16 protein-coding genes and 2 tRNA genes are annotated in these 19,391 nt (G+C 73.2%); 16 read left to right on the plus strand and 2 right to left on the minus strand.

All coding sequences use genetic code 11. The features are described 5' to 3' along the window. The first annotated feature begins 12 nt into the window (after positions 1-12). The gene (locus AC3EQ1_RS12740; RefSeq protein WP_432094423.1) at positions 13-4,254 is read left to right on the plus strand and encodes an nSTAND1 domain-containing NTPase; all 4,242 of its coding nucleotides are present in this window, start codon (positions 13-15) and stop codon (positions 4,252-4,254) included. A 162-nt stretch (positions 4,255-4,416) separates the two neighbouring features. On the opposite strand, the gene AC3EQ1_RS12745 is transcribed toward AC3EQ1_RS12740, so the two are convergent. Further along, entirely contained in the window at positions 4,417-6,519 is a 2,103-nt protein-coding gene (locus AC3EQ1_RS12745; RefSeq protein WP_432094424.1) for a hypothetical protein, read from the minus strand. A gap of 412 nt (positions 6,520-6,931) precedes the next feature. Between AC3EQ1_RS12745 and proB the strand changes: the two genes are divergently transcribed. The 5 genes from proB (at position 6,932) to AC3EQ1_RS12770 (ending at position 12,243) form a co-directional block, all read left to right on the plus strand. After that, positions 6,932-8,017, plus strand: a complete 1,086-nt coding sequence (gene proB, locus AC3EQ1_RS12750; RefSeq protein WP_432094459.1) for a glutamate 5-kinase — start codon at positions 6,932-6,934, stop codon at positions 8,015-8,017. 233 nt (positions 8,018-8,250) lie between these two features. Beyond that, complete coding sequence (locus tag AC3EQ1_RS12755) at positions 8,251-8,793, plus strand: hypothetical protein (RefSeq protein ID WP_432094425.1); 543 nt, start codon at positions 8,251-8,253, stop codon at positions 8,791-8,793. Between the two features lie 221 nt (positions 8,794-9,014). After that, positions 9,015-10,319, plus strand: coding sequence for a glutamate-5-semialdehyde dehydrogenase (locus tag AC3EQ1_RS12760; protein ID WP_432094426.1), 1,305 nt, complete (start codon positions 9,015-9,017; stop codon positions 10,317-10,319). A 158-nt stretch (positions 10,320-10,477) separates the two neighbouring features. Then, the gene (locus tag AC3EQ1_RS12765; protein ID WP_432094427.1) at positions 10,478-11,092 is read left to right on the plus strand and encodes an SCO2584 family spore wall biosynthesis protein; all 615 of its coding nucleotides are present in this window, start codon (positions 10,478-10,480) and stop codon (positions 11,090-11,092) included. 77 nt (positions 11,093-11,169) lie between these two features. Then, a complete protein-coding gene (locus tag AC3EQ1_RS12770; protein ID WP_432094428.1) occupies positions 11,170-12,243 on the plus strand; it encodes an SCO2583 family membrane protein in 1,074 nt (357 codons plus the stop codon). Between the two features lie 118 nt (positions 12,244-12,361). Here the strand turns inward: AC3EQ1_RS12770 and AC3EQ1_RS12775 are convergent, their stop codons facing one another. Beyond that, positions 12,362-13,438: a M48 family metallopeptidase gene (locus AC3EQ1_RS12775; RefSeq protein WP_432094429.1), complete on the minus strand. Its 1,077-nt coding sequence runs from the start codon at positions 13,436-13,438 to the stop codon at positions 12,362-12,364. 111 nt (positions 13,439-13,549) lie between these two features. Between AC3EQ1_RS12775 and AC3EQ1_RS12780 the strand changes: the two genes are divergently transcribed. From AC3EQ1_RS12780 to AC3EQ1_RS12825, 10 genes are all read left to right on the plus strand, one after another. Further along, positions 13,550-13,696 carry a hypothetical protein gene (locus AC3EQ1_RS12780; RefSeq protein WP_432094430.1) on the plus strand — a complete coding sequence of 49 codons (147 nt, stop codon included), beginning with the start codon at positions 13,550-13,552 and terminating at the stop codon, positions 13,694-13,696. Between the two features lie 96 nt (positions 13,697-13,792). Then, positions 13,793-13,957 carry a hypothetical protein gene (locus tag AC3EQ1_RS12785; RefSeq protein ID WP_432094431.1) on the plus strand — a complete coding sequence of 55 codons (165 nt, stop codon included), beginning with the start codon at positions 13,793-13,795 and terminating at the stop codon, positions 13,955-13,957. 52 nt (positions 13,958-14,009) lie between these two features. Then, positions 14,010-14,633 carry a nicotinate-nucleotide adenylyltransferase gene (gene nadD, locus AC3EQ1_RS12790; protein ID WP_432094432.1) on the plus strand — a complete coding sequence of 208 codons (624 nt, stop codon included), beginning with the start codon at positions 14,010-14,012 and terminating at the stop codon, positions 14,631-14,633. A 22-nt stretch (positions 14,634-14,655) separates the two neighbouring features. Continuing rightward, positions 14,656-16,437 (plus strand): LCP family protein, encoded by a 1,782-nt coding sequence (locus AC3EQ1_RS12795; RefSeq protein ID WP_432094433.1) that lies wholly within the window; start codon positions 14,656-14,658, stop codon positions 16,435-16,437. A gap of 100 nt (positions 16,438-16,537) precedes the next feature. Next, the gene (gene rsfS / locus AC3EQ1_RS12800; RefSeq protein WP_432094434.1) at positions 16,538-16,978 is read left to right on the plus strand and encodes a ribosome silencing factor; all 441 of its coding nucleotides are present in this window, start codon (positions 16,538-16,540) and stop codon (positions 16,976-16,978) included. Then, on the plus strand, positions 16,975-17,628 hold the full coding sequence (locus AC3EQ1_RS12805; protein ID WP_432094460.1) for a histidine phosphatase family protein: 654 nt from the start codon (positions 16,975-16,977) through the stop codon (positions 17,626-17,628). Before rsfS ends, AC3EQ1_RS12805 begins: the two co-directional genes overlap by 4 nt. Positions 17,629-17,770: 142 nt before the next feature. Continuing rightward, positions 17,771-17,843: transfer RNA gene (locus AC3EQ1_RS12810), tRNA-Ala, on the plus strand. A gap of 251 nt (positions 17,844-18,094) precedes the next feature. After that, the gene (locus AC3EQ1_RS12815) at positions 18,095-18,334 is read left to right on the plus strand and encodes a hypothetical protein (RefSeq protein WP_351512023.1); all 240 of its coding nucleotides are present in this window, start codon (positions 18,095-18,097) and stop codon (positions 18,332-18,334) included. A gap of 3 nt (positions 18,335-18,337) precedes the next feature. Continuing rightward, the gene (locus tag AC3EQ1_RS12820) at positions 18,338-18,571 is read left to right on the plus strand and encodes a hypothetical protein (RefSeq protein ID WP_351512021.1); all 234 of its coding nucleotides are present in this window, start codon (positions 18,338-18,340) and stop codon (positions 18,569-18,571) included. 593 nt (positions 18,572-19,164) lie between these two features. Beyond that, a tRNA-Ala gene (locus AC3EQ1_RS12825) sits at positions 19,165-19,237 on the plus strand. Positions 19,238-19,391: the final 154 nt, after the last annotated feature.

A 19,391-nucleotide genomic window follows, 5' to 3' on the forward strand; every position in this document is an offset into this window, starting at 1 on the left:
GAGGTGGGCGCGGTGGGGCTCGGAGCCGGGCCGGAGGCGCTCGAAACGGCCGTTCTCAGAATCAGGGACCCCGCGGGCCGGCCCGTGGGCGTCGGCTTCCTCATCACCACGGAACTGGCCGTCACCTGCGCCCATGTGGTCGCCACCGCTCTGGGACTGCGCGACGGCGAGGAACCGCCCGCCGACGCCGTGACGGAGCTGGACCTGCCCCTGACCGGGCCCCCGGGGAACGGTACGACGGTGACCGCCACCGTGGAGCACTGGCTGCCGGAGGATCCGTCCGGCGGAGGCGACCTCGCCGTCCTGCGTCTGAGCGCCCCGCTGCCCGGCGCCCGGCCGGTGCGAATGGTGGAGGCCGGAGACGTCTGGCAGCACCCGATGCGTGCCTTCGGCTTCCCCGACGGGCGGGACCACGGTGTGTGGCACGCCGGCCGGCTGCGTGCCCGGCAGGCGGCGGGCTGGCTCCAGACGGAGCCGGCCGAACCCGGCGGGTACCCCATCTCCCGCGGCTTCAGCGGCAGTCCGGTCTGGGACGACGAGCTGTCCGCGGTGGTCGGCATGGTCGCGCTCGCCGAGACGAAGGGCCCGCGCGCCGGGTATCTGATCTCCACCCAGGGCTTGGTGAGCGCCCTTCCCTCGCTACGGGACTTCGTGCTGCCGGAGTCACCGTTCCGGGGCCTGTCGGCCTTCCGGGAATCCGATGCCGACGTGTTCCACGGCAGGGCGGCCGAGAGCGCCGCGCTCGCCGCACTGGTCCGTGAGAAACCCCTGGTCACCCTCGTCGGGCCGTCCGGCTGCGGCAAGTCCTCGCTGGCCCTCGCCGGGGTGGTGCCGGTGCTCCGCAGCGCCGGGTGGGCCGTGTGTGTCCTGCGCCCGACCCGCAGCCACCGGCTGCTATCCGCGCTGGCCGCCGAGTTCACGGCGCTGCTGCGGCCGGAGCTGGCGGGTGCACAGCGGCTGCGGGAGATCCGCGAGCTGGCGGAGGAGCTCGCCGGCCACGGGCTCGCCGGAGCCGTGGCCGACGCTCTGCGGCACACCGGGGCCCAACGGCTGCTCCTGGTCGTCGACCAGGCGGAGGAACTGATGGCCGAGGAGGAGGCGGACGACGGGGCCTCCGTACTCTTCGACCAGGGGGCCTCCGTGCTGTTCGCGGAGGACCCGCCCGAGGAACTGAGGCTGTTGCTCACCCTGCGCGCCGACTTCCTGGACGCCGCACTGGACCACCCCGTCCTCGGGCCCGCCGTGAGCCAGGAGATCCACGCGCTCTGCACGATGTCCCCGCGGCAGCTGCGGGAAGTCGTCACCTCGCCGCTCGACGGCATCCCGGCCCTCGCCTATGCCCCCGGTCTCGTCGACCGGATTCTCGCCGACGCCGGGGACGCCCCCGGCACCCTTCCGCTGCTCGGCTTCGCGCTGGCCGGACTCTGGGAGCAACCGTCGGGCGGACTGCTCACGCACGAGGCGTACGAGGAGCTGGGCGGGGTCAGCGGCGCGCTCGCCAATCAGGCCGAGGACGCCTGGCGGGAGTGCGTGGCCGCGTCCGAGGAGGAGGCGATGCGGCGGCTGTTCACCCAGCTCGTACGCGTCCCGACGGCCTCCGCCGGCGCAGTCACCCGCCGTGAGGTCACCCGCGGTGAGCTCGGCGCCGCCGAGTGGCGGATCGCGCGGCGGCTGGCGGCCAGGCGGCTGCTCGTCCTCGGCCGCGGCACCGAGGGGCAGGAGACCGCCGAGCCCGCGCACGAGGCGCTGATCAACGGATGGCCCCGGCTGGCCCGATGGGTCGAAGCGGACCGGGAATTCCTGGCCTGGCGGGAGAATCTGCGGCTGGATCTGGCCCGCTGGGAGGCTTCCGGCCGGGACCCCGAACTGCTGCCCGGCACCAAGGCCCTGGCGGTGGCGGACACGTGGTCGGAGAAGCGTGGCGGGGACCTCGGAGCGGCGGAGCGCGGATTCCTGGAGCAGGGTCGCGAGCGCCTGCGGAACCAGGGCCGCCGGAAGCACATCGTCAGGACCCTGGTGGCCGTGGTGCTGGTTGTCGCGACGCTGCTGGGGTCGCTCTTCCTCTACCAGCGGCAGGTCAGCGCCGAGAAGGCGGCACAGTCGCAGTCCCGTTCGCTGGCCGGGATCTCCGCGGACTCGGTGTACCAGGACCCCGGGATGTCGATCCTGCTGGCGATGTCCGCCTACCGCACGTCGCCCACCCGCGAGGCGCGGAACGAGCTGCTGAGACGCTACGGCGAATACCGGAGCGCACACACCGTGCTCTCCGGGACCATGGGCAAGGTGCAGGCGGTCACGGCGAGTCCCGACGGCCGGGCGACCCTCGTGGTCTCCGAACTCGGCCGGGTGACGCTCTTCCTGCGCGAGTCCGACGGGCGGATACGGCGGGTCCGGCTGCCCGCCCGGAGGAGCGCGGTCGAGCCGGTGATGTCCCGCGACGCCGGGCGCGTCGGCTATCTGGCGAACGACGGCTCGCTGGTCTGGCACGAGGTGCGGACGGGGGAGCACGGCACGGTCGGTCCGGCGCACGTGCTGCCCAAGGGCCCCATCCCCAACCACTCGGTCCTCGACGAACCCGAGCGCCTGGCGTCGATGTCCGACGACGGACGTCTCGTGGCGTCGGCCTCCCGCGGGCGCATCGTGTGGTGGGACCTTGCGAAGGGCTCCCTCGGCGGACGCATCGCCCCGGCGAAGGGGGAGTCCTTCGTCGATGTGTGGTTCGGCCCGGACGACGACACGCTCGTGGCCCGCGCGCGGATCGAGGACGATGACGAGCTGTACAACCACAACCGCCTGGTGACCGTGGACCGGCGCTCGGGCCGGTCCGAGGAACTGGCTGCCCGCGCGGCGGACACGTCGGTCTCGGCGGACGGAAGCACCGTGGCCTACTGCCGGGTGACGAAGGGCCTCAACGCGGAGATCAGGACCGTGCGGATCGCCGACCGGAAGCAGCTCGGCCGGATCACCGCGGAGAGCACCTGTGGGAACGTCGCCCTGGACCGTACGGGCCGCCGCGTCGTCCACGACGACACCCAGGGGCTGAAACTCGTGGACATGCGGCGGGGAACCGTCCTCTCCGAGACCCAGGCGCCCCCGTGGTGGTCGGACGGCGACGGACGCATCGTCGAGCGGTCCGGCGCCCTGCTGATCGTCGGACGGCGGGACGCCGCTGCCTACTACGCCGAACTCGCCAGAAGGGGGCGGGTCCCGGTGGACATGGCCACACTGACCGGGGACGGCCGGAAGTTGATCGAGATCGTGCGGAAGGGGACGCGGATCGTGCTGCGCTCGGCGACCGGGGCCGGCCGGGTGATCGCCGAGCGGGCCCGCCCCGCGGGCGCCCACGTCCCCCGCACCGACGAGCGCATCACCATCGGCCGGGACGGTGCGCTGGTGGCCGACCGGGTGGGGGACCACAGGATCGTCCTGCGCGACACCTCGTCCCTGAAGGTGGTGTCCACGATCAACCCGGCGAAGCCCCCGGCCGATGCCCTGGGACGGGTGGCGGACCTGCGCCACTTCTTCGACATGTCGGGCAAGGGGTTCGTCACCGTGTCGGGGAGCCGGCTGGAGGGCTGGGACGCCAGGACGGGGAAGAAGACGTCCGACGTCGATCTCCTCGATATGGGGCTGGTGCACAGCAGGGACCGGGACCCGGAGGGGAACTGGGACTTCACGGTCACGCGCGCTGCCCGGCCGGGCCGGGTCTTCGTCGTGCGGCCGGAGGATCCGCGGATCCATGTCGTCGACCTGCGGACCGGCCGGGAGGTCAAGGGGGACCGCATCACCGTGGGCAAGGGCGCGCTGGGCGCCTTCACGGACCCGGGCGGCCGGTACCTGGCGCTGCTGCGACGCGGCTCGCTCCCGGAGATGTGGTCGCTGGAGTCGCGGCGGAGGGTGCTCGGCCCCTTGCCCGCCGTCGGAGAGGACGGCGGCGGCGGCTTCGCCGTGGGCTTCCTGGAGGGGAGCGACCGGTTCCTGGTGGCCGACGGGGGCAAGGTGCGGATCTACCGGGCCGGCAGCCGCGCCTACGTGGAGTCCTTCGACTTCTCGGACAACACCTACGACTTCCTGGATTTCTCCGAGGACGGGAAGACCCTCCTGCTGGACGCCACGGTCGACCGGGTGGTCCGGCTGGATCCCGCGGTGTGGCGCAGCGAGCTCTGCCGAGTCATCGGGCAGCGGGAGCTCTCCGCCGAGGAGCGGGCGAGCGTGCCCGCCCCGGTGCCGGACGGGCGCGACTGCCAGGGCTGACCGCCCGTCAGGACTGCGCCGCGGCCGATGAGGTGGGCGACGCGGCACAACGGCCGGGCGGAACCGGCACCGGCCCCGGCGGAACGATCGTGCGCAGGAGTCACCGGAGATACGGAAAGGGCCCCGGAACGGTGTTCCGGGGCCCTTCCGCGTACGGCGACGTCAGGCGTTGACCGCGTCGTCCGTGCTGCCGTTGGGCTCCAGCTCCCGCTCCTCCTCGGACATCGCCGCCTCGGCCTCCGAGACGTCCTCGCGCTGCGCGGGGATCTCGGACGCCAGCCGGGCGGCCATCCGGGCCCGGCGCTCGTCCGCCTTGGCGGCCAGCGTCAGCGCGGCCCCGTTGAAGCGGACCAGCGACGGCGGGTCGGACGGGCCGAGCAGGTGCTCCTTGAGCTCCGCCCGCGCCGCGGCCAGGGTGTCCTTCTCCGGGTTGCGCACGGCCTCCAGCAGGGCGGGGACCCCGGTCGCCTCGGGGTCGAGGATGGCCGCGGCCCGCACGGTCGGGAAGCCGGCCCGGAAGTCGTCCTCCGTCAAGCCGCTGGTGTTGGCGACGGCGTACGGCTTCTCGCTGGTCAGGTAGTCCGAGACGACGCTCGACACATCGCTGATGAGCAGGTCCGCCTGGTTGAAGCAGCTGTAGATCGCCGGGCGGGGGCCGGTGACGATCTGGTGCTCCCACTCCGGGAAGGACGCCCAGTACGCGGCCTCCCAGGCGGCGGTCGCCGCGGCGACCGCGGCGGCCCGGCCGGTGTCCGGGGAGCCCTGGAGCATCATGCGCTCCGCTTCGTCGGCGCTGGTCCCGAACTTGGTGCTGGTGAGCGCGTTCAGCTCGGCGGTGGCCTGCTCCAGCGTCGCCGCGGCCTCCGGGCCCGGCCGGTCGCCGCCGCGCCGGGCGTTCGCCTCGGCGATCATCGTCTTGATGCGGTCGTTGGCACGGCCCGCGCGCGGGTCGACCGAGCCGGTCATCGGGTGCGGCTTGTAGAGCAGCCGCACCTTCGGGTCGGCCAGCAGCTCACGGACGATGTTCTCGCCGGCCAGGATCACCGAGGTGTTGCCCGGGTCGTTCGTCCAGCCCTCCCAGGTGGGGGCGTAGAGCACGCTGGTGTACGGGCTCGTCGGGCCGCCCGCGTACGGCCGGATCGGCGCCAGCTGCGGTCGGCCCACCTCGACGACGTCCTTGTCCTCGACGCCGATGTCCGCGAGCTGGTAGCGCTCGCGCGCGGCCGGACCGGCCACCCACACCTCGTCGTAGGCCTTGGCGTACGGGTTGCAGCTGGAGAGCTTGTCGCTCTCGCCGTGGTTGATGAACGCGTGCTTGATCGACGGGATCCGCAGCACCTGCGAGGTCTTGCCGGAGTTCGCCGGGTGCAGCAGCACCTGCAGCGTGGAGTGCTCCAGCGCCATCAGCTGCGCCACCTTGGGGATGCACACGATGGGGACGTCCGTGGCGTCGATCTTCTGCACCATGAAGCGCTCGCGGAGCACGATCAGCGGCTTGCCGTCCAGCGCGGCCAGCGTCGAGAGCCACATGTTGGCCTGGTACGCCGAGGTGGTGCCGCCGGAGAAGTACATGCCGACCGTCGGCTGGTACTCGGCCAGCCAGGCGTTCAGCCACTCGAGCACCTTCTGGTCGTTCGCGGCGCGCTTGCCGGGCAGCAGCCAGGTCCCCAGGTAGACGGTGCCGCCCAGGGAGAGGGCGAGGGCGATGCCCAGGCCGATGCCGCCCCAGGTCGCGTCGCGGGTGATCGCGGTCACCAGCAGACCGGCGGTGGCCGGTACGGAGAAGTTCAGCAGCCGGTGGCCCGGGCGGCGGGACAGGATCCGCGGCGGGGCGGCCGTCAGGCCGAGCGAGGAGGTGTCGATGTTCCGCGTCACGATGGGCACCGTGCGGCGGCGCCGCACCAGGACCGCGACGGCCTGGCAGGCGAAGTGCAGCCCGTAGAAGAGGAGCAGCGCGATGGTGAGCGGCGACTGCTCGTGCAGCGGGTTGATGCCCTCGATGCGCAGCAGGCCCACCAGGATCAGCATGTCGCGCAGCAACTGCCGGATGGTGACGTCGAACCGGATCTTGCCCAGCAGCGAGAGCAGACCGGGCTGCTTGCGCTGCAGATAGAGGTCGAGTGCGAGGCCTGCCGCGGATGCGGCGGCGAAGGTCGGCACGTTGGGCAGCAGCGCACCGGCGAGTTGGGCCGCGAAGGCCACGAACATCGCCGACAGTGCAGTGAGCTGCACGACGCGTCGGGGGGCGAGTCCGGCAGAGGGCACGGGCAGGGCTCCTGGCGAGGGAAGCGGTCGGACGGAAGCAGTGGGCGGGCCGTGGGGGCGGTCCCGCCGGGGGAGCCGGTGCCGCAGTACGGCGGCAGCAGCTCAGGTCGACCACTGACCGTATGATGCGCGCCGCCTCGATGACAATCTGCCGTGACCGCTATCACCGCGAATGGGCTCAAAGCCGGTGAACCAAGTGGCGCAGTGTGTCGTCCGCCACCCCGGCGGCCACCCGCGGCCCGCTCGGGCCCGGAGCCGGGCGCCCACCGGTCGGAACGGCCGGGCGCCGGCCCGCTCCGCTGACGTAGATTGCCAGCGGAACATCGGTCGATCAGGGGGACAGGGGAACACAGTGTCACGGGCAGCAGGGTCAGCAGCGGTGCGGGACGAGATCGCGAAGGCCCGCAGGGTCGTGGTCAAGGTGGGCTCCTCCTCCCTGACCACCGCGGCGGGCGGCCTCGACGCGGACCGGGTCGACGCGCTCGTGGACGTGCTGGCCAAGGCGCGCAGCGGCGGTGAGAAGGAGATCGTGCTGGTCTCCTCCGGTGCCATCGCGGCCGGGCTCGCCCCGCTGGGCCTGCGGCGCCGCCCCCGCGACCTGGCCCGGCAGCAGGCGGCCGCCAGCGTCGGCCAGGGGCTGCTGGTGGCCCGCTACACCGCCTCCTTCGCCCGCTACGGCGTCCGCGTCGGCCAGGTGCTGCTCACCACCGACGACACCAGCCGCCGCGCCCACTACCGCAACGCGTACCGGACGCTGGACAAGCTCCTGGCGATGGGCGCGCTGCCGGTGGTCAACGAGAACGACACGGTCGCCACCGACGAGATCCGCTTCGGCGACAACGACCGGCTCGCGGCCCTCGTCGCCCATCTGGTCCGCGCCGATCTGCTGGTCCTCCTCTCGGACGTGGACGGCCTCTACGACGGCGACCCCAGCGCGCCCGGCACCTCCCGGATCGGCGAGGTCACCGGGCCCGCGGACATCGCGGGCGTCTCGATCGGCAGCGCGGGCAAGGCCGGGGTCGGCACCGGCGGCATGGTCACCAAGGTCGAGGCGGCCCGGATCGCCGCCGCCGCGGGCATCCCGGTGGTCCTCACCTCGGCCTCGGAAGCCGCCGACGCCGTCGCCGGACGGCCCACCGGCACCTACTTCCACCGGACCGGGCGCCGCTCCGCCGACCGGCTGCTGTGGCTGGCCCACGCCTCGACCCCGCGGGGCGCGCTCACCCTGGACGAGGGGGCGGTACGGGCCGTGGTCGAGGGCAACGCCTCGCTGCTGCCCGCCGGAATCGCCGCCGTCGAGGGCGAGTTCAGCGCGGGTGACCCGGTCGAGCTGCGGGACGCCGGGGGGCGGGCGGTCGCCCGCGGCCTGGTCAGCTTCGACGCCAAGGAGATCCCCCGGCTGCTGGGCCGCTCCACCCGGGATCTCGCCCGTGAGCTCGGCCCGGCGTACGAGCGGGAGGTCGTGCACCGGGACGACCTCGTGGTGCTCGGCCACTGACCGGACACGGTCTGTCGCCCCGTGTCGCGGATACGCCAAAAGTCCAGCCTTTCCACGGAGACCTTCCGGAAAACCGCCCCCAGCCGCCCCGCGGACTGGTCAACTTTGGTGTCGGGGGCGCCGCCGGTGCCCGGGGGACGACAGCGCGCACGGCTCCACCCGCGCGCGTGAGGGCACCCTCCAGCCCGTCGGGGCTGTGAGGAGGAGCAGATACGCACGTCAGGAGGGAACCGGTGAGACGAGGGCGCCCAGGGGCGCTGCCCCGGGACGGGGGCACGGTCCGAGCCGCGGCCGGGAGCGCCGGCACCCCCACCCGCCGGACCGCGGGGGAGGAGCGGACGCTGACCAGCGTCGGTACCGGGCAGCGGCCGGCCGGGCCGGGATCCGCGGCCGGCACCGAGACGGGGCGGACCCCGGAGTGCGAGGGCCGTGACGCGTCCCGGCTGTGGCACGTCACGCTCAGCGTCTCGGGCGCCGAGGCGCCGCTGAGCGATGTCCGGCGGGCGCTGGAGAAGCTCGCCCACGATCATCCGTTCCTGCTGACCAGCCGCTACGCCAACGACCACGCCGAGATCCGGTACTGGGAGGAGGCGCGGGACCTGCACGACGCGGCGGCCGTGGCGCTCCGCCTCTGGGGCGAGCACCGGTCGACGGCCAAGCTGCCCCCGTGGGAGATCGTCGGCCTGGAGGTCATCGACCGCGACACCTACCACCAGCGGGTGGCCGAGGGGTACGGTCCGCCGCCGGCCGCCCCGGTCGGGGTGCACCCGTTCTGACCCGCCGGTCCGCTCCGGGCAGCCGCCGGACCGGACCCACCGGCCTCGGCAGTGCCGAACTCCCCGGTCCGGTCCGGGACATGGGGAGCCCGCCGCCCCCGGGCCGCCGCCCGGTGCGCGGAGGACCGCCTCCGGCCAGGAACGGACGGACTCCGTACCGAGCCGTCTCAGGTGCCGGAAACCGTGGCGGCGCCGGGCGGAACGGGCCGTACCCTGACGGCATGAGCAGCGACTTTCCCTCGCCCCTGGCCGATCCCACCCCGAAGTCCCCGGTCGTCCTCGCCGCCTACCGGGCCCGCGCCGCCGCCGCCGACCTGGCCCCGCTGCCACGCTCGGTCAAGGACGACGCGCTGCTGGCGATGGCCGACGCCCTCGAGGTGCGGACGAAGGAGATCGTCGAGGCCAACGACGAGGACGTCGAGCGGGCCCGCGCCGCCGGCACCAGCGAGGCGATCGTCGACCGGCTCACCCTGACCCCGGAACGGGTGCGGGCCATCGCCGCCGACGTCCGCCACGTGGTGGCCCTGCCCGATCCGGTCGGTGAGGTCGTCCGCGGCTCCACCCTCCCCAACGGCATCGACCTCCGCCAGGTCCGGGTGCCGCTGGGCGTCGTCGGGATCATCTACGAGGCCCGCCCCAACGTCACCGTCGACGCCGCGGCGCTCTGCCTGAAGTCGGGCAACGCGGTCCTGCTCCGCGGCTCCTCCTCCGCGTACGCCTCGAACCAGGCCCTGGTCAGGGTGTTGCGGGACGCCGTCGGCGGCGCCGGGCTGCCCGCGGACGCCGTCCAGCTGGTCCCCGGCGAGAGCCGCGACTCGGTGCGCGAGCTGATGCGCGCCCGCGGCATGGTCGACGTGCTGATCCCGCGCGGCGGCGCCTCGCTGATCCGCACCGTCGTCGAGGAGTCCACGGTGCCGGTCATCGAGACCGGCACCGGCAACTGCCACGTCTACGTCGACGCGGAGACCGACCTCGACATGGCGGTCGACATCCTGGTCAACTCCAAGGCGCAGCGGCCCAGCGTCTGCAACGCCGCGGAGACCCTCCTCGTCCACCGGGACATCGCCGCGGAGTTCCTGCCGCGGGCGCTGGACGCGCTGGCCGAGGCCGGGGTGACCGTGCACGCCGACGAGCGGGTGGTGGACCTCGCCGAGCAGGCCGGGTCGAAGGCGACCGTGGTCCCGGCGACCATGGACGACTGGGAGACCGAGTACCTCTCGTACGACATCGCCGCCGCGGTCGTCGACTCGCTGGACGCGGCCGTCGCCCACATCCGGCTGTGGAGCTCGGGCCACACCGAGGCGATCGTCACCACGTCCCAGGCCGCGGCCCGCCGGTTCACCCAACTGGTGGATTCCACGACGGTCGCCGTCAACGCCTCCACCCGCTTCACCGACGGCAGCCAGTTCGGCTTCGGTGCCGAGATCGGCATCTCCACCCAGAAGCTGCACGCCAGGGGCCCGATGGGGCTGCCGGAGCTCACCTCGACCAAGTACGTGGTCACCGGCGACGGCCACACCCGCTGACGCGGAGCACCCGTCCGGGGGACGGCGGCCGCCGTCCCCCGGGCACCGGCCCGACCCGTGCCGCGCCTGGGCGGCGGGCCCCCGGGAGGCCGGTTCCGGCCGTAGCGGATTTCCGCTCCGCCCTGCCCAAACGGGCGGGCCGGCCGTACTCTGGACGGGTGCCGGACGACGTGGGGGGCAGGCCGTTCCCGGACGGCGAGGAGCCCGACAGCCACAGCCACGGAGCGGCGGACGACGCGTTCGCCTCCGTGGTCTTCGACGAGGACTTCGTCCGCTCCGCCCGGATCCACGAGCCCACCGCCGCCGAGCGCATGCTCGCCGCCGCGCAGGCCCGTGCCGAGGCCGAGGCCGCCCGTGCCCGCGCGGGCTCCGGAGGAGCCGACGAGGACTTCTACGACGACTTCGGCCCCGACGGCGACCCCGACTACTACCGGGACGGCATCGACGGCCCGCCGCGGGACCCGGAGGAGGCGCTCTACGGGCCGTACGGCCGCTACGGCGGCTCCCTGCGCCCCTACCGCAGCCCGGCCCGCTGGCACCGCCCCGTGGCCTGGCTGCTGGCCGTGCTGATGGGCATGGGCATGGTCGCGCTGGCCTTCGCCGCGGTTTACCGTGGAGCTGCGGGCAGCCGGCAGGAGCCGGCCCCGCCGCCCGCCACGAGCGAGGTGGAAGGCCCCTCGGTGGGGCAGCTCCCGGAACAGCCGGGAGGGCTGCCGTCGGCCACCGCCGGCACCGCCGCGCCGACCGCCTCAGCCGTCCCGCGCGCCCACTGACACAGCCGTGAACCCCCGTCAGAAGTTGTCGCGTACCAGCGCGTTTACCGGACCTTCTTCCGACCTACTCTGTTGGTATGGCAGGGCCTGGAGAGCCACCTGAGGGGACACCCGAGGGCGTTCCGGGAGGTGGAGAGGACGAGTACCGATCCGTCGTCTTCGACGAGTCGTTCGTCCGTGCTGCCCGGCTGGAGGAGTTCTCGGCCCGGCAGCGGCTGGACGACCACTCCCCGGCCGTACGCAGCCGCCGCGCCTGGTCCCGGGCCGGTGGGTCCCGGCAGGCGCTGATCCTGGTCGTGGTGATCGCGCTGGCCTTCGCCACGGCCATCTACATGGGGATACGCCACCCGTACCAGAGCCCCTCGGCGCGGACCGTGGAGCCGCTGCGGATCTCCGTGGTGCCGCTCGCCCCGCAGGGCGCCGTGCCGGGCGGGACACCGGCCGCGCTCCTCGGGCGCAGCCCCGCCGCGGAGTACCGCACCGGGGCCGCGGGCGTCACCATGCCCGCCGCCCGCGGGACCGAGCACTTCTCCGAGCAGCAGGTCATGGCCGCCCTGGACACGGCCAAGGAGTACATCGTCCGGTCCGCCATCGACCCCGCCGTGCTGACCGGCGGGGCGACGCGGTCGGTCCGCGTGCTGCTCGACCCCGGCCAGCTCGACCAGTTCGACCGCAGCATGGACCGTCCGGTCGACGACGGCCGGCACGCCGCCACCGGCTGGCTCGTCCGCTTCGACCCCGCCACGGCGACGCTGGCCGACCCCGGGGTGCGGGTCCAGGGCAGCCTCACCGTCGCCGAGACCGGCCAGGACCGGCTGGAGGTCACCGGCGACCACACCTTCGTCTACGCTCTGCGGTCGGCCCGGGAAGGCAAGCAGGCCGCGGACTCCTCGCTGTTCACCGCGCGGCGCGAGGTGCGCCTCCGCTTCGACCGCGAGGACCTGCGCAGCCACCACCTGGAGGTCGTCCAGACCAGCCTCCAGGCAGGGCCCCTGACCTGCGCCGCCGACCCGGCGAACCGGCTCCGGCCGCTGCTGGCCGGGCAGAGCGCCGGGAACGACGCCCCCGCCGGCACGAACCCGTACGACGCCGGACGGCCCCACGCCTCGCTCTGCGGCGTGCTGGCGCCCGACGCCCTGCCGAAGCCGTAGCGGGGCGGCCCTGACGAAGCTGCAGCCGAGCCGGGGCAGCCCCTGCCGAAGCCGTAGCCGAGCGGGGCGCCCGGGCCTCCCGACGGCGGCGGGGACCCGTGCCCGCCGCCGGCAGCCTCTAGGAGGCCCCCGTAGTGCCCTCGGGGCCGGACTTGCCGTCCTGCTGCCGCCCGCCGGAGCCCCCGGTGAACGCGTCCCGCAGCTTGCCGCCCAGGTCGCCCGCGCCGTCCGCGAGGTCCCGGACCAGGCCCATCAGCGGGTCCTTGCTGGTGCGCACCGAGTCGGCGTAGTGGTTCGCGTGCTCCCGGAAGGAGTCGCCGACCGAGGTGTCCTGGTCCTCGTCGCGCCGCGGGTAGTGGCCGTCCATGATCCGCTGGTGGTCGCGGCTCTCCGCCCAGCGCTTCAGCTCGGCCGCCCGCACGGTGGTGAACGGGTGGCTGCGCGGCAGCAGGTTCAGGATCTTCAGCACGGAGTCCCGCAGGTCACCGCCCGCCTCGTACTCCTCCGCCTGCTCCAGGAACGCGTCCACGTTCATCTCGTGCAGATGGTTGCCGCCCGCGATCTTCATCAGCCCGCGCATCGACGCCTGGAGGTCCTGGCCCACCAGCAGGCCGGCCCGGTCCGCCGAGAGCTCCGACTTCCGGAACCACTCGCGCAGCGCCGCCACCAGGCCCATCACCGCGACGTTGCCCAGCGGGATCCAGGCCACCTTCACGGCGATGGTGGTGAGGAAGAGCAGGATCGTCCGGTAGACGGCGTGGCCGGACAGCGCGTGGCCCACCTCGTGGCCGATCACCGCCCGCATCTCCTCCTCGTCGAGGAGCTCGACCAGGCCGGTGCTGACCACGATGACCGGCTCGTCCAGGCCGATGCACATGGCGGTGGGCTGCGGATCCTGGGTCACGTACATCGGCGGGACCTTCTCCAGGTCCAGGATGTAGCAGGCATCCAGCAGCATCGTGTGCAGATGCGTGAACTGCCGCTCGCCGACCCGGACCGAGTCGGACAGGAACAGCAGCCGCAGGCTGCGCTCCGGCAGCAGCCCGCTGAGCGTCTTGAAGACGGTGTCGAACCCGCTCAGCCTGCGCAGCGCCACCAGCGCCGAGCGGTCGGCGGGATGCTCGTACGCCCGGGAGGAGATCCCGGGGAAGCGCCGCCGGTGACGGCCCGGTGCGTGCTCGGTGTTCTCGGTCATCGAAGCCCCCTTGTCGGCCCTTCTGCGGCCCGTCCCCCACGGCCCAGCCTAGACGCGTTCCGGCTCCGCCCCGCCCGCGGCGTGCGCCGGGTCCGCGGCTACGGTGGAGACATGTCGGACTTCACTGCCCAGCTCGCGGTGGCCGCGGACCAGACGGGTCCGGGCGTGCTGCTGCGCACCCTCATCGTCGTCTCCGTGGTGGGAGCGGCCCTGCTCGCCTGGTTCCTGTTGAGGGGATACGGCGGACGGGACCAGTAGGACGCGAGGAGTCGGCGTCGGGTTGCCCACCGGGCCCGCTTACGATGTTGCCGCCAAGCGTCATGCCCGACGACAACCTGGATAGGCCTGCCGACGATGAGTCTCCCCAGCACCGCCCATGCCCTGGTCACCCTCGCCGCCGAGGGCGCCGAGCACAGCGGCGAGCACGAAAGCCTCAACCCCTACCTGACGGGTGGCGGTGCGCTGTTCGTCCTGCTGCTCCTGCTGTGGATCACCACGCGTTTCAACCGCGACCGCTGAGCCCGGGGACGGCTCTGACGGCTCCCGGACCGGGACAGTAGGCTCTGCACGCATGGGAGAGCACGGAGGGCCGGTGACCGGTCCGGTGAAGCGGCGACTCGGCGTGATGGGCGGGACGTTCGACCCGATCCACCACGGTCACCTGGTCGCCGCCAGCGAGGTGGCTTCGCAGTTCCACCTCGACGAAGTGGTGTTCGTGCCGACCGGGCAGCCGTGGCAGAAGAGCCACCGGGCGGTATCGCCCGCCGAGGACCGCTACCTGATGACGGTGATCGCCACCGCGTCCAATCCGCAGTTCTCGGTCAGCCGGATCGACATCGACCGGGCCGGCAAGACGTACACCATCGACACCCTGCGCGAGCTGCACACGGAGAACGCCGACAGCGATCTCTTCTTCATCACCGGCGCCGACGCGCTCTCCCAGATCCTCACCTGGCGGGACGCGGACGAGCTGTTCTCGCTGGCGCACTTCATCGGTGTGACCCGGCCGGGCCACGTGCTCTCGGACCCGGGGCTCCCGGACGGCGGGGTCTCGCTGGTCGAGGTCCCGGCGCTCGCCATCTCGTCCACGGACTGCCGCGCGAGGGTGGCGGCCCGGCAGCCGGTCTGGTACTTGGTGCCGGACGGGGTGGTGCGGTACATCAACAAACGCGGGCTGTACCGGGACGCCGGCTAGTCCGTCTCTGGAAGGGGCACTGGTGAACGACGCACACTCCGGGCGGAGCCACGCCGAGGGTGGGGCCGAGGACGGCCAGGACCCGTACCAGCAGCAGTACTACGACCCGTACGCGCAGCAGGCGCAACAGCAGCCGTACGACCCGTACGCCCAGCAGTACTACGACCCGTACGGCGCCCAGCAGCACCAGCCGCACCAGCCGCAGCAGCACCAGCAGCCGCAGTACGACGAGTACGGCCGCCCGTACTACGACCCGTACGCCCAGGCGCAGGCCGTGCAGCCGCCCCCGCAGCAGACCGACGGCCGGCAGTGGATCCCGCAGCAGCAGTCCTACGACGGCTACGCGCAGACCTACGCCCCCGCGGAGCCCGAGGCTCCGCGGCAGGAGGCCGCGGAACCGCAGGCGCCCCCGCTCCAGCCGGTGCGGTCGCAGCCGCAGGTCCCGCGGCAGCCGGGCCCGCGCGACGAGGCCCAGTACGACGAGGGCCAGTACGACGAGGGCCGGAGCGGCGGGACGCCGGCGGGCGGCCGGCCGGGCGACGAGGGGCCGGAGTACCGCACCGAGCAGTTCTCGTTCATCGAGGAGCCGGACGAGGAGTCCGACGACGTCATCGACTGGCTGAAGTTCGCCGAGACCCGCACCGAGCGGCGTGACGAGCGCAAGCGCAAGGGCCGCAACCGGGTGGTCATGCTCGTCGTGGTCCTCGTCCTGGCCCTCGCGGGCGGAGCCGGCTACCTCTGGTTCGCGGGCAAGGTGCCCGGCCTCTCCGCACCCGGTGGCGCCGCCGCGGCGGGCGCCGGCCAGAAGCGGGACGTGATCGTCGTGCATCTGCGCGACACCAAGGGCGGGCCCGGCGCCACCGCGCTGCTGGTCGACAACGAGACCACCGGGAAGGGCACCACCGTCCTGCTGCCGAACTCCCTGGCGGTCGGCACCGAGGACGGCGGCAGCACCACCCTGGGCAAGTCGGTCGCGGACGAGGGCACCGGGCCGACCCGGTCCGCCCTCGACACCCTCCTCGGCGCGCGTATCCAGGGCAGCTGGCGGCTGGACACGCCGTACCTGGAGAACCTCGTCGAATCGGTCGGCGGCATCACCGTCGACGCCGACGCGACCGTGCCCGCGCCGAAGCGGGGCGACGACCCGCTGGTCGAGCGCGGGAAGGCACGGACCCTCTCCGGCCAGGCCGCGGTCGGCTACGCCACCCACCTCGCGCCCGGCGAGCCGCAGACCCGGCAGCTGCGCCGGTTCGGCCAGGTCATGCAGGCCGCGCTGAAGAAGATGTCGAGCGACCCGGACGCCGCGACCGCGACCGTGCGCTCCCTCGCCCAGATCCCGGACCCGTCGCTGACCGAGGGCCAGCTGGGCGCCTCCCTGGCGCAGCTCGCCGAGCAGGCGAAGAACGGCGCGTACCGGACGGCGCTGCTGCCGGTGCGCCCGGACGGCACACTCAGCGAGCAGGCCACCGACAGCGTGGTCAAGGACGTCCTGGGCGGCACGGTCAAGAACACCGACCCGAACGACGCCCCGCGGATCACCGTCCGGAACGCCACCGGCGACCGCAAGGCCTCCTCCAGCGCCCAGGTCACCCTGGTCAACAGCGGCTACACCTTCGTCGACGGCGGTGCGGCAGGCGCCGCGCAGACCGCCTCCCGGGTCACCTACGCGGACGCCGCACAGGCCGGGAAGGCCAAGGAGGTCGCCAAGACGCTCGGCCTGCCGGCCGGCGCGGTGGCCAAGGGCCGCGGCGCGTCCAACGCGGACATCAGCGTCGTCCTCGGACAGGACTACCGGGCCGGCTGACCGGTCCGGCGCACGGCCCCCGCCCGGCAATCCGGTCGGGGGCCGGGGGCGGGGCGTGAGACCCTGGACGGGTACCCGTTCCCGATCGAAAGCTTGGCTTGTGACCGCCACGGACCGCTCCATCGAGCTGATCAACGTCGCCGCCCAGGCGGCTGCCGACAAGCTCGCGCACGACATCATCGCGTACGACGTCAGCGACGTCCTGGCGATCACCGACGCCTTCCTGCTGGCCTCGGCCCCCAGCGACCGCCAGGTCAAGGCCATCGTCGACGAGATCGAGGAGCGCCTGAACCGGCAGCTCCAGACCAAGCCGGTGCGCCGCGAGGGCGACCGGGAGGCCCGCTGGGTGCTGCTGGACTACGTGGACGTCGTGGTCCACGTCCAGCACAGCGAGGAGCGGGTCTTCTACGCGCTGGAGCGGCTCTGGAAGGACTGCCCCGAGCTCGGCCTGCCCGAGGACGCCGTCGCGACCCGCGGCAAGGCCGAGGAGCACGCGAAGCGCCAGGCCGCGGAGCAGGAGCTGGACGGAGAGCTGAGCTGAACGGCGCGGGGAGCGGCCGCGGCCGCAGGATCGTCCTCTGGCGGCACGGCCAGACCGCCTGGAACCTGGAGCGCCGCTTCCAGGGAACGACCGACATCGAGCTGACCGAGGAGGGGCACGCCCAGGCGCGCCGCTCCGCGCGGCTGCTGGCGGCCCTCCAGCCGGACGCGATCATCGCCTCCGACCTGCGGCGGGCCGCCGTCACGGCCGGTGAGCTGGCCTCGGTCACCCAGCTCGACGTCGAGCACGACCCGGGGCTGCGCGAGACCTACGCGGGCAGCTGGCAGGGCCTCACGCACGAGGAGATCGTCGAGCGGTACGGCGAGCAGTACGCCGCCTGGAAGCGCGGCGAGCCGGTGCGGCGCGGCGGCGGTGAACTGGAGACCGAGGTCGCCGAGCGGGCGGCGCCGGTGGTGGAGCGCGCCGCGGACAAGCTGCCCGACGGCGGAACCCTCGTCGTCGTCAGCCACGGCGGCACCATCCGCACCACGATCGGGCGCTTCCTCGGGCTGGAGCCGCACAGCTGGGAGGCGCTGGGCGGCCTCTCCAACTGCAGCTGGTCGGTGCTGGGCGAGGGAGCCCGCGGCTGGCGTCTGTTGGAGCACAACGCCGGAACGCTGCCCGAGCCGGTCCTCGGCGACGACGACTGACCGGGCCGCCGCCCGTTCCGGGCGCGGCCACGGGCCGCCCCGGCGGGAGGCCGGGGGCGGATTTCGCATCTGGCCAGGTCACCGGTTAAGCTTCTTCTCGTTCACAGCGCAGCGGTGAGAACACCGGGGCGATGAGAACAGCGGGGCTATAGCTCAGTTGGTAGAGCGCCTGCATGGCATGCAGGAGGTCAGGAGTTCAATTCTCCTTAGCTCCACGCTTCGTCCGATCCCGTCTCCCCCAGGGGAGGCGGGATCGTCGCGTTGTGGCCGGTGACCGCGTCCTGTCTCTCTGTCGCGATCCGCAACCTGACCGTCGCGATCCGCAGCTTCTCTGTCGCGATCCGCACAGCTTGTCTGTCGCGATCCGCGAAGTGGGCCTCGAACGGACCCGTCCGGTCCGGAAGGTCCGCTGACCTCCGGGCTGTCACATGGCAGAATCAAACGGCCGGAAGGGGAGGGAGTGCGCATGCCGACGAGCAGTTTCGAGGAGGCCGACGATCTTCTCGACATTGCCGCGGCATTCCATGACAACCGGCTGTCGGAATACGCGCTCCGTCTCCCCTGTCCCCCCGACGAGAACCAGGCGACGTACTGTCCGGCCCTCCTCAAGTGTCCAGCGTGCGGCTCCGCCCATGTGGCGCAGGTGCTCGGGGACAACGGAGGGATTTCCTACGTGTGCACAGCCTGCGGCCACTGCTGGAGCTGACTGATGGGTGCACACAGGCGGAAGTGCGACTGGTGCGGTAGCGGAACGCCGATCGTGCGCGACATGGAGCCGATCAACTCCGAGTACCAGTACTGGTGCGAGGAGTGCGCGCGGGCGCTGATCATAAAAGGCGACCCGATCGAGACCTACCGCGAGCTCGAGGGCGAGCCGATCTACGGACGGCTCCTCGACGAGCACTGCACGCTCAAGCGCTTCTACTCCTTCGCGACCGCCTGAGTCCTGGCACGGGCGGCCGCGGGGCTGGCGCTCCGGGCCTCCGGCCGCGCTCTCCGGTCTCCGAGCGCCGGGCTTCGTTCCCGGTCCCCGCAGGCTGCTCCACGGCGTTCCCGCGGCCTTTCCCGGGCTCCTGGTGCGTGGTGGCTCCGGCGGGACCTCCGGGTGGGGAACTGGCGCCCACGGGCCCTGGCCGCCGTCACGGGGCCGTGGAGCCCCCCCCGGATGCCGCTGTCTCCCCCGCCCGACGGCACCCGCCGAACGCCATCCGCCTTCCGCTCCGGGGGAGTTCACCGCAACTGCCCCGTCCGGGCTGTGCGTCCCGGGAGAGGGTGTGACCCACCGCACCCTGGGGGCGCGGATCCGGAACGTGGCGCTGCCGGTGGCGCTGCCGGTGGCGGGCCTGCCGGAGCCGTGAATGAGCCCGGCCGGGGCCTCGTACGGCGCCCGGACCGGCTCTCCGCCGTCGCTCCGGCGGGCGGGGCGGCGCCGTGGCCGGGCGGCGGACGAGATGACTGGTCATCGATTTGGCGGAAGACCGGGTGGGCCGTGTAATGTTGGCGGAGCCGCCGGGGAAACCGGGCGGAGCGAGACCTGGGGCTATAGCTCAGTTGGTAGAGCGCCTGCATGGCATGCAGGAGGTCAGGAGTTCAATTCTCCTTAGCTCCACAGAAGAGAGAGCGGGCCGTCCGACCGGACGGCCCGCTTTCGTATGTCCGGGCCCGGGGGCCTCGATGTCTTTCGCCGAGAGAGCCGGGGAACGGACCGGGGCCGGGACCCGGGGGCGTACCCCGGGTCCCGGCCCCGCCGTTGCTGTCCGTGG

The organism is Streptomyces sp. bgisy100, assembly GCF_057709105.1.

Bases quoted from the DNA above. Each gene is read 5' to 3' on its own strand.
- AC3EQ1_RS12815 (WP_351512023.1), top strand. From the start codon at position 18,095: ATGCCGACGAGCAGTTTCGAGGAGGCCGACGATCTTCTCGACATTGCC.
- AC3EQ1_RS12820 (WP_351512021.1), top strand. From the start codon at position 18,338: ATGGGTGCACACAGGCGGAAGTGCGACTGGTGCGGTAGCGGAACGCCG.
- AC3EQ1_RS12760 (WP_432094426.1), top strand. From the start codon at position 9,015: ATGAGCAGCGACTTTCCCTCGCCCCTGGCCGATCCCACCCCGAAGTCC.
- AC3EQ1_RS12785 (WP_432094431.1), top strand. From the start codon at position 13,793: ATGAGTCTCCCCAGCACCGCCCATGCCCTGGTCACCCTCGCCGCCGAG.
- AC3EQ1_RS12775 (WP_432094429.1), bottom strand. From the start codon at position 13,438: ATGACCGAGAACACCGAGCACGCACCGGGCCGTCACCGGCGGCGCTTC.
- AC3EQ1_RS12780 (WP_432094430.1), top strand. From the start codon at position 13,550: ATGTCGGACTTCACTGCCCAGCTCGCGGTGGCCGCGGACCAGACGGGT.
- AC3EQ1_RS12770 (WP_432094428.1), top strand. From the start codon at position 11,170: ATGGCAGGGCCTGGAGAGCCACCTGAGGGGACACCCGAGGGCGTTCCG.
- nadD (WP_432094432.1), top strand. From the start codon at position 14,010: ATGGGAGAGCACGGAGGGCCGGTGACCGGTCCGGTGAAGCGGCGACTC.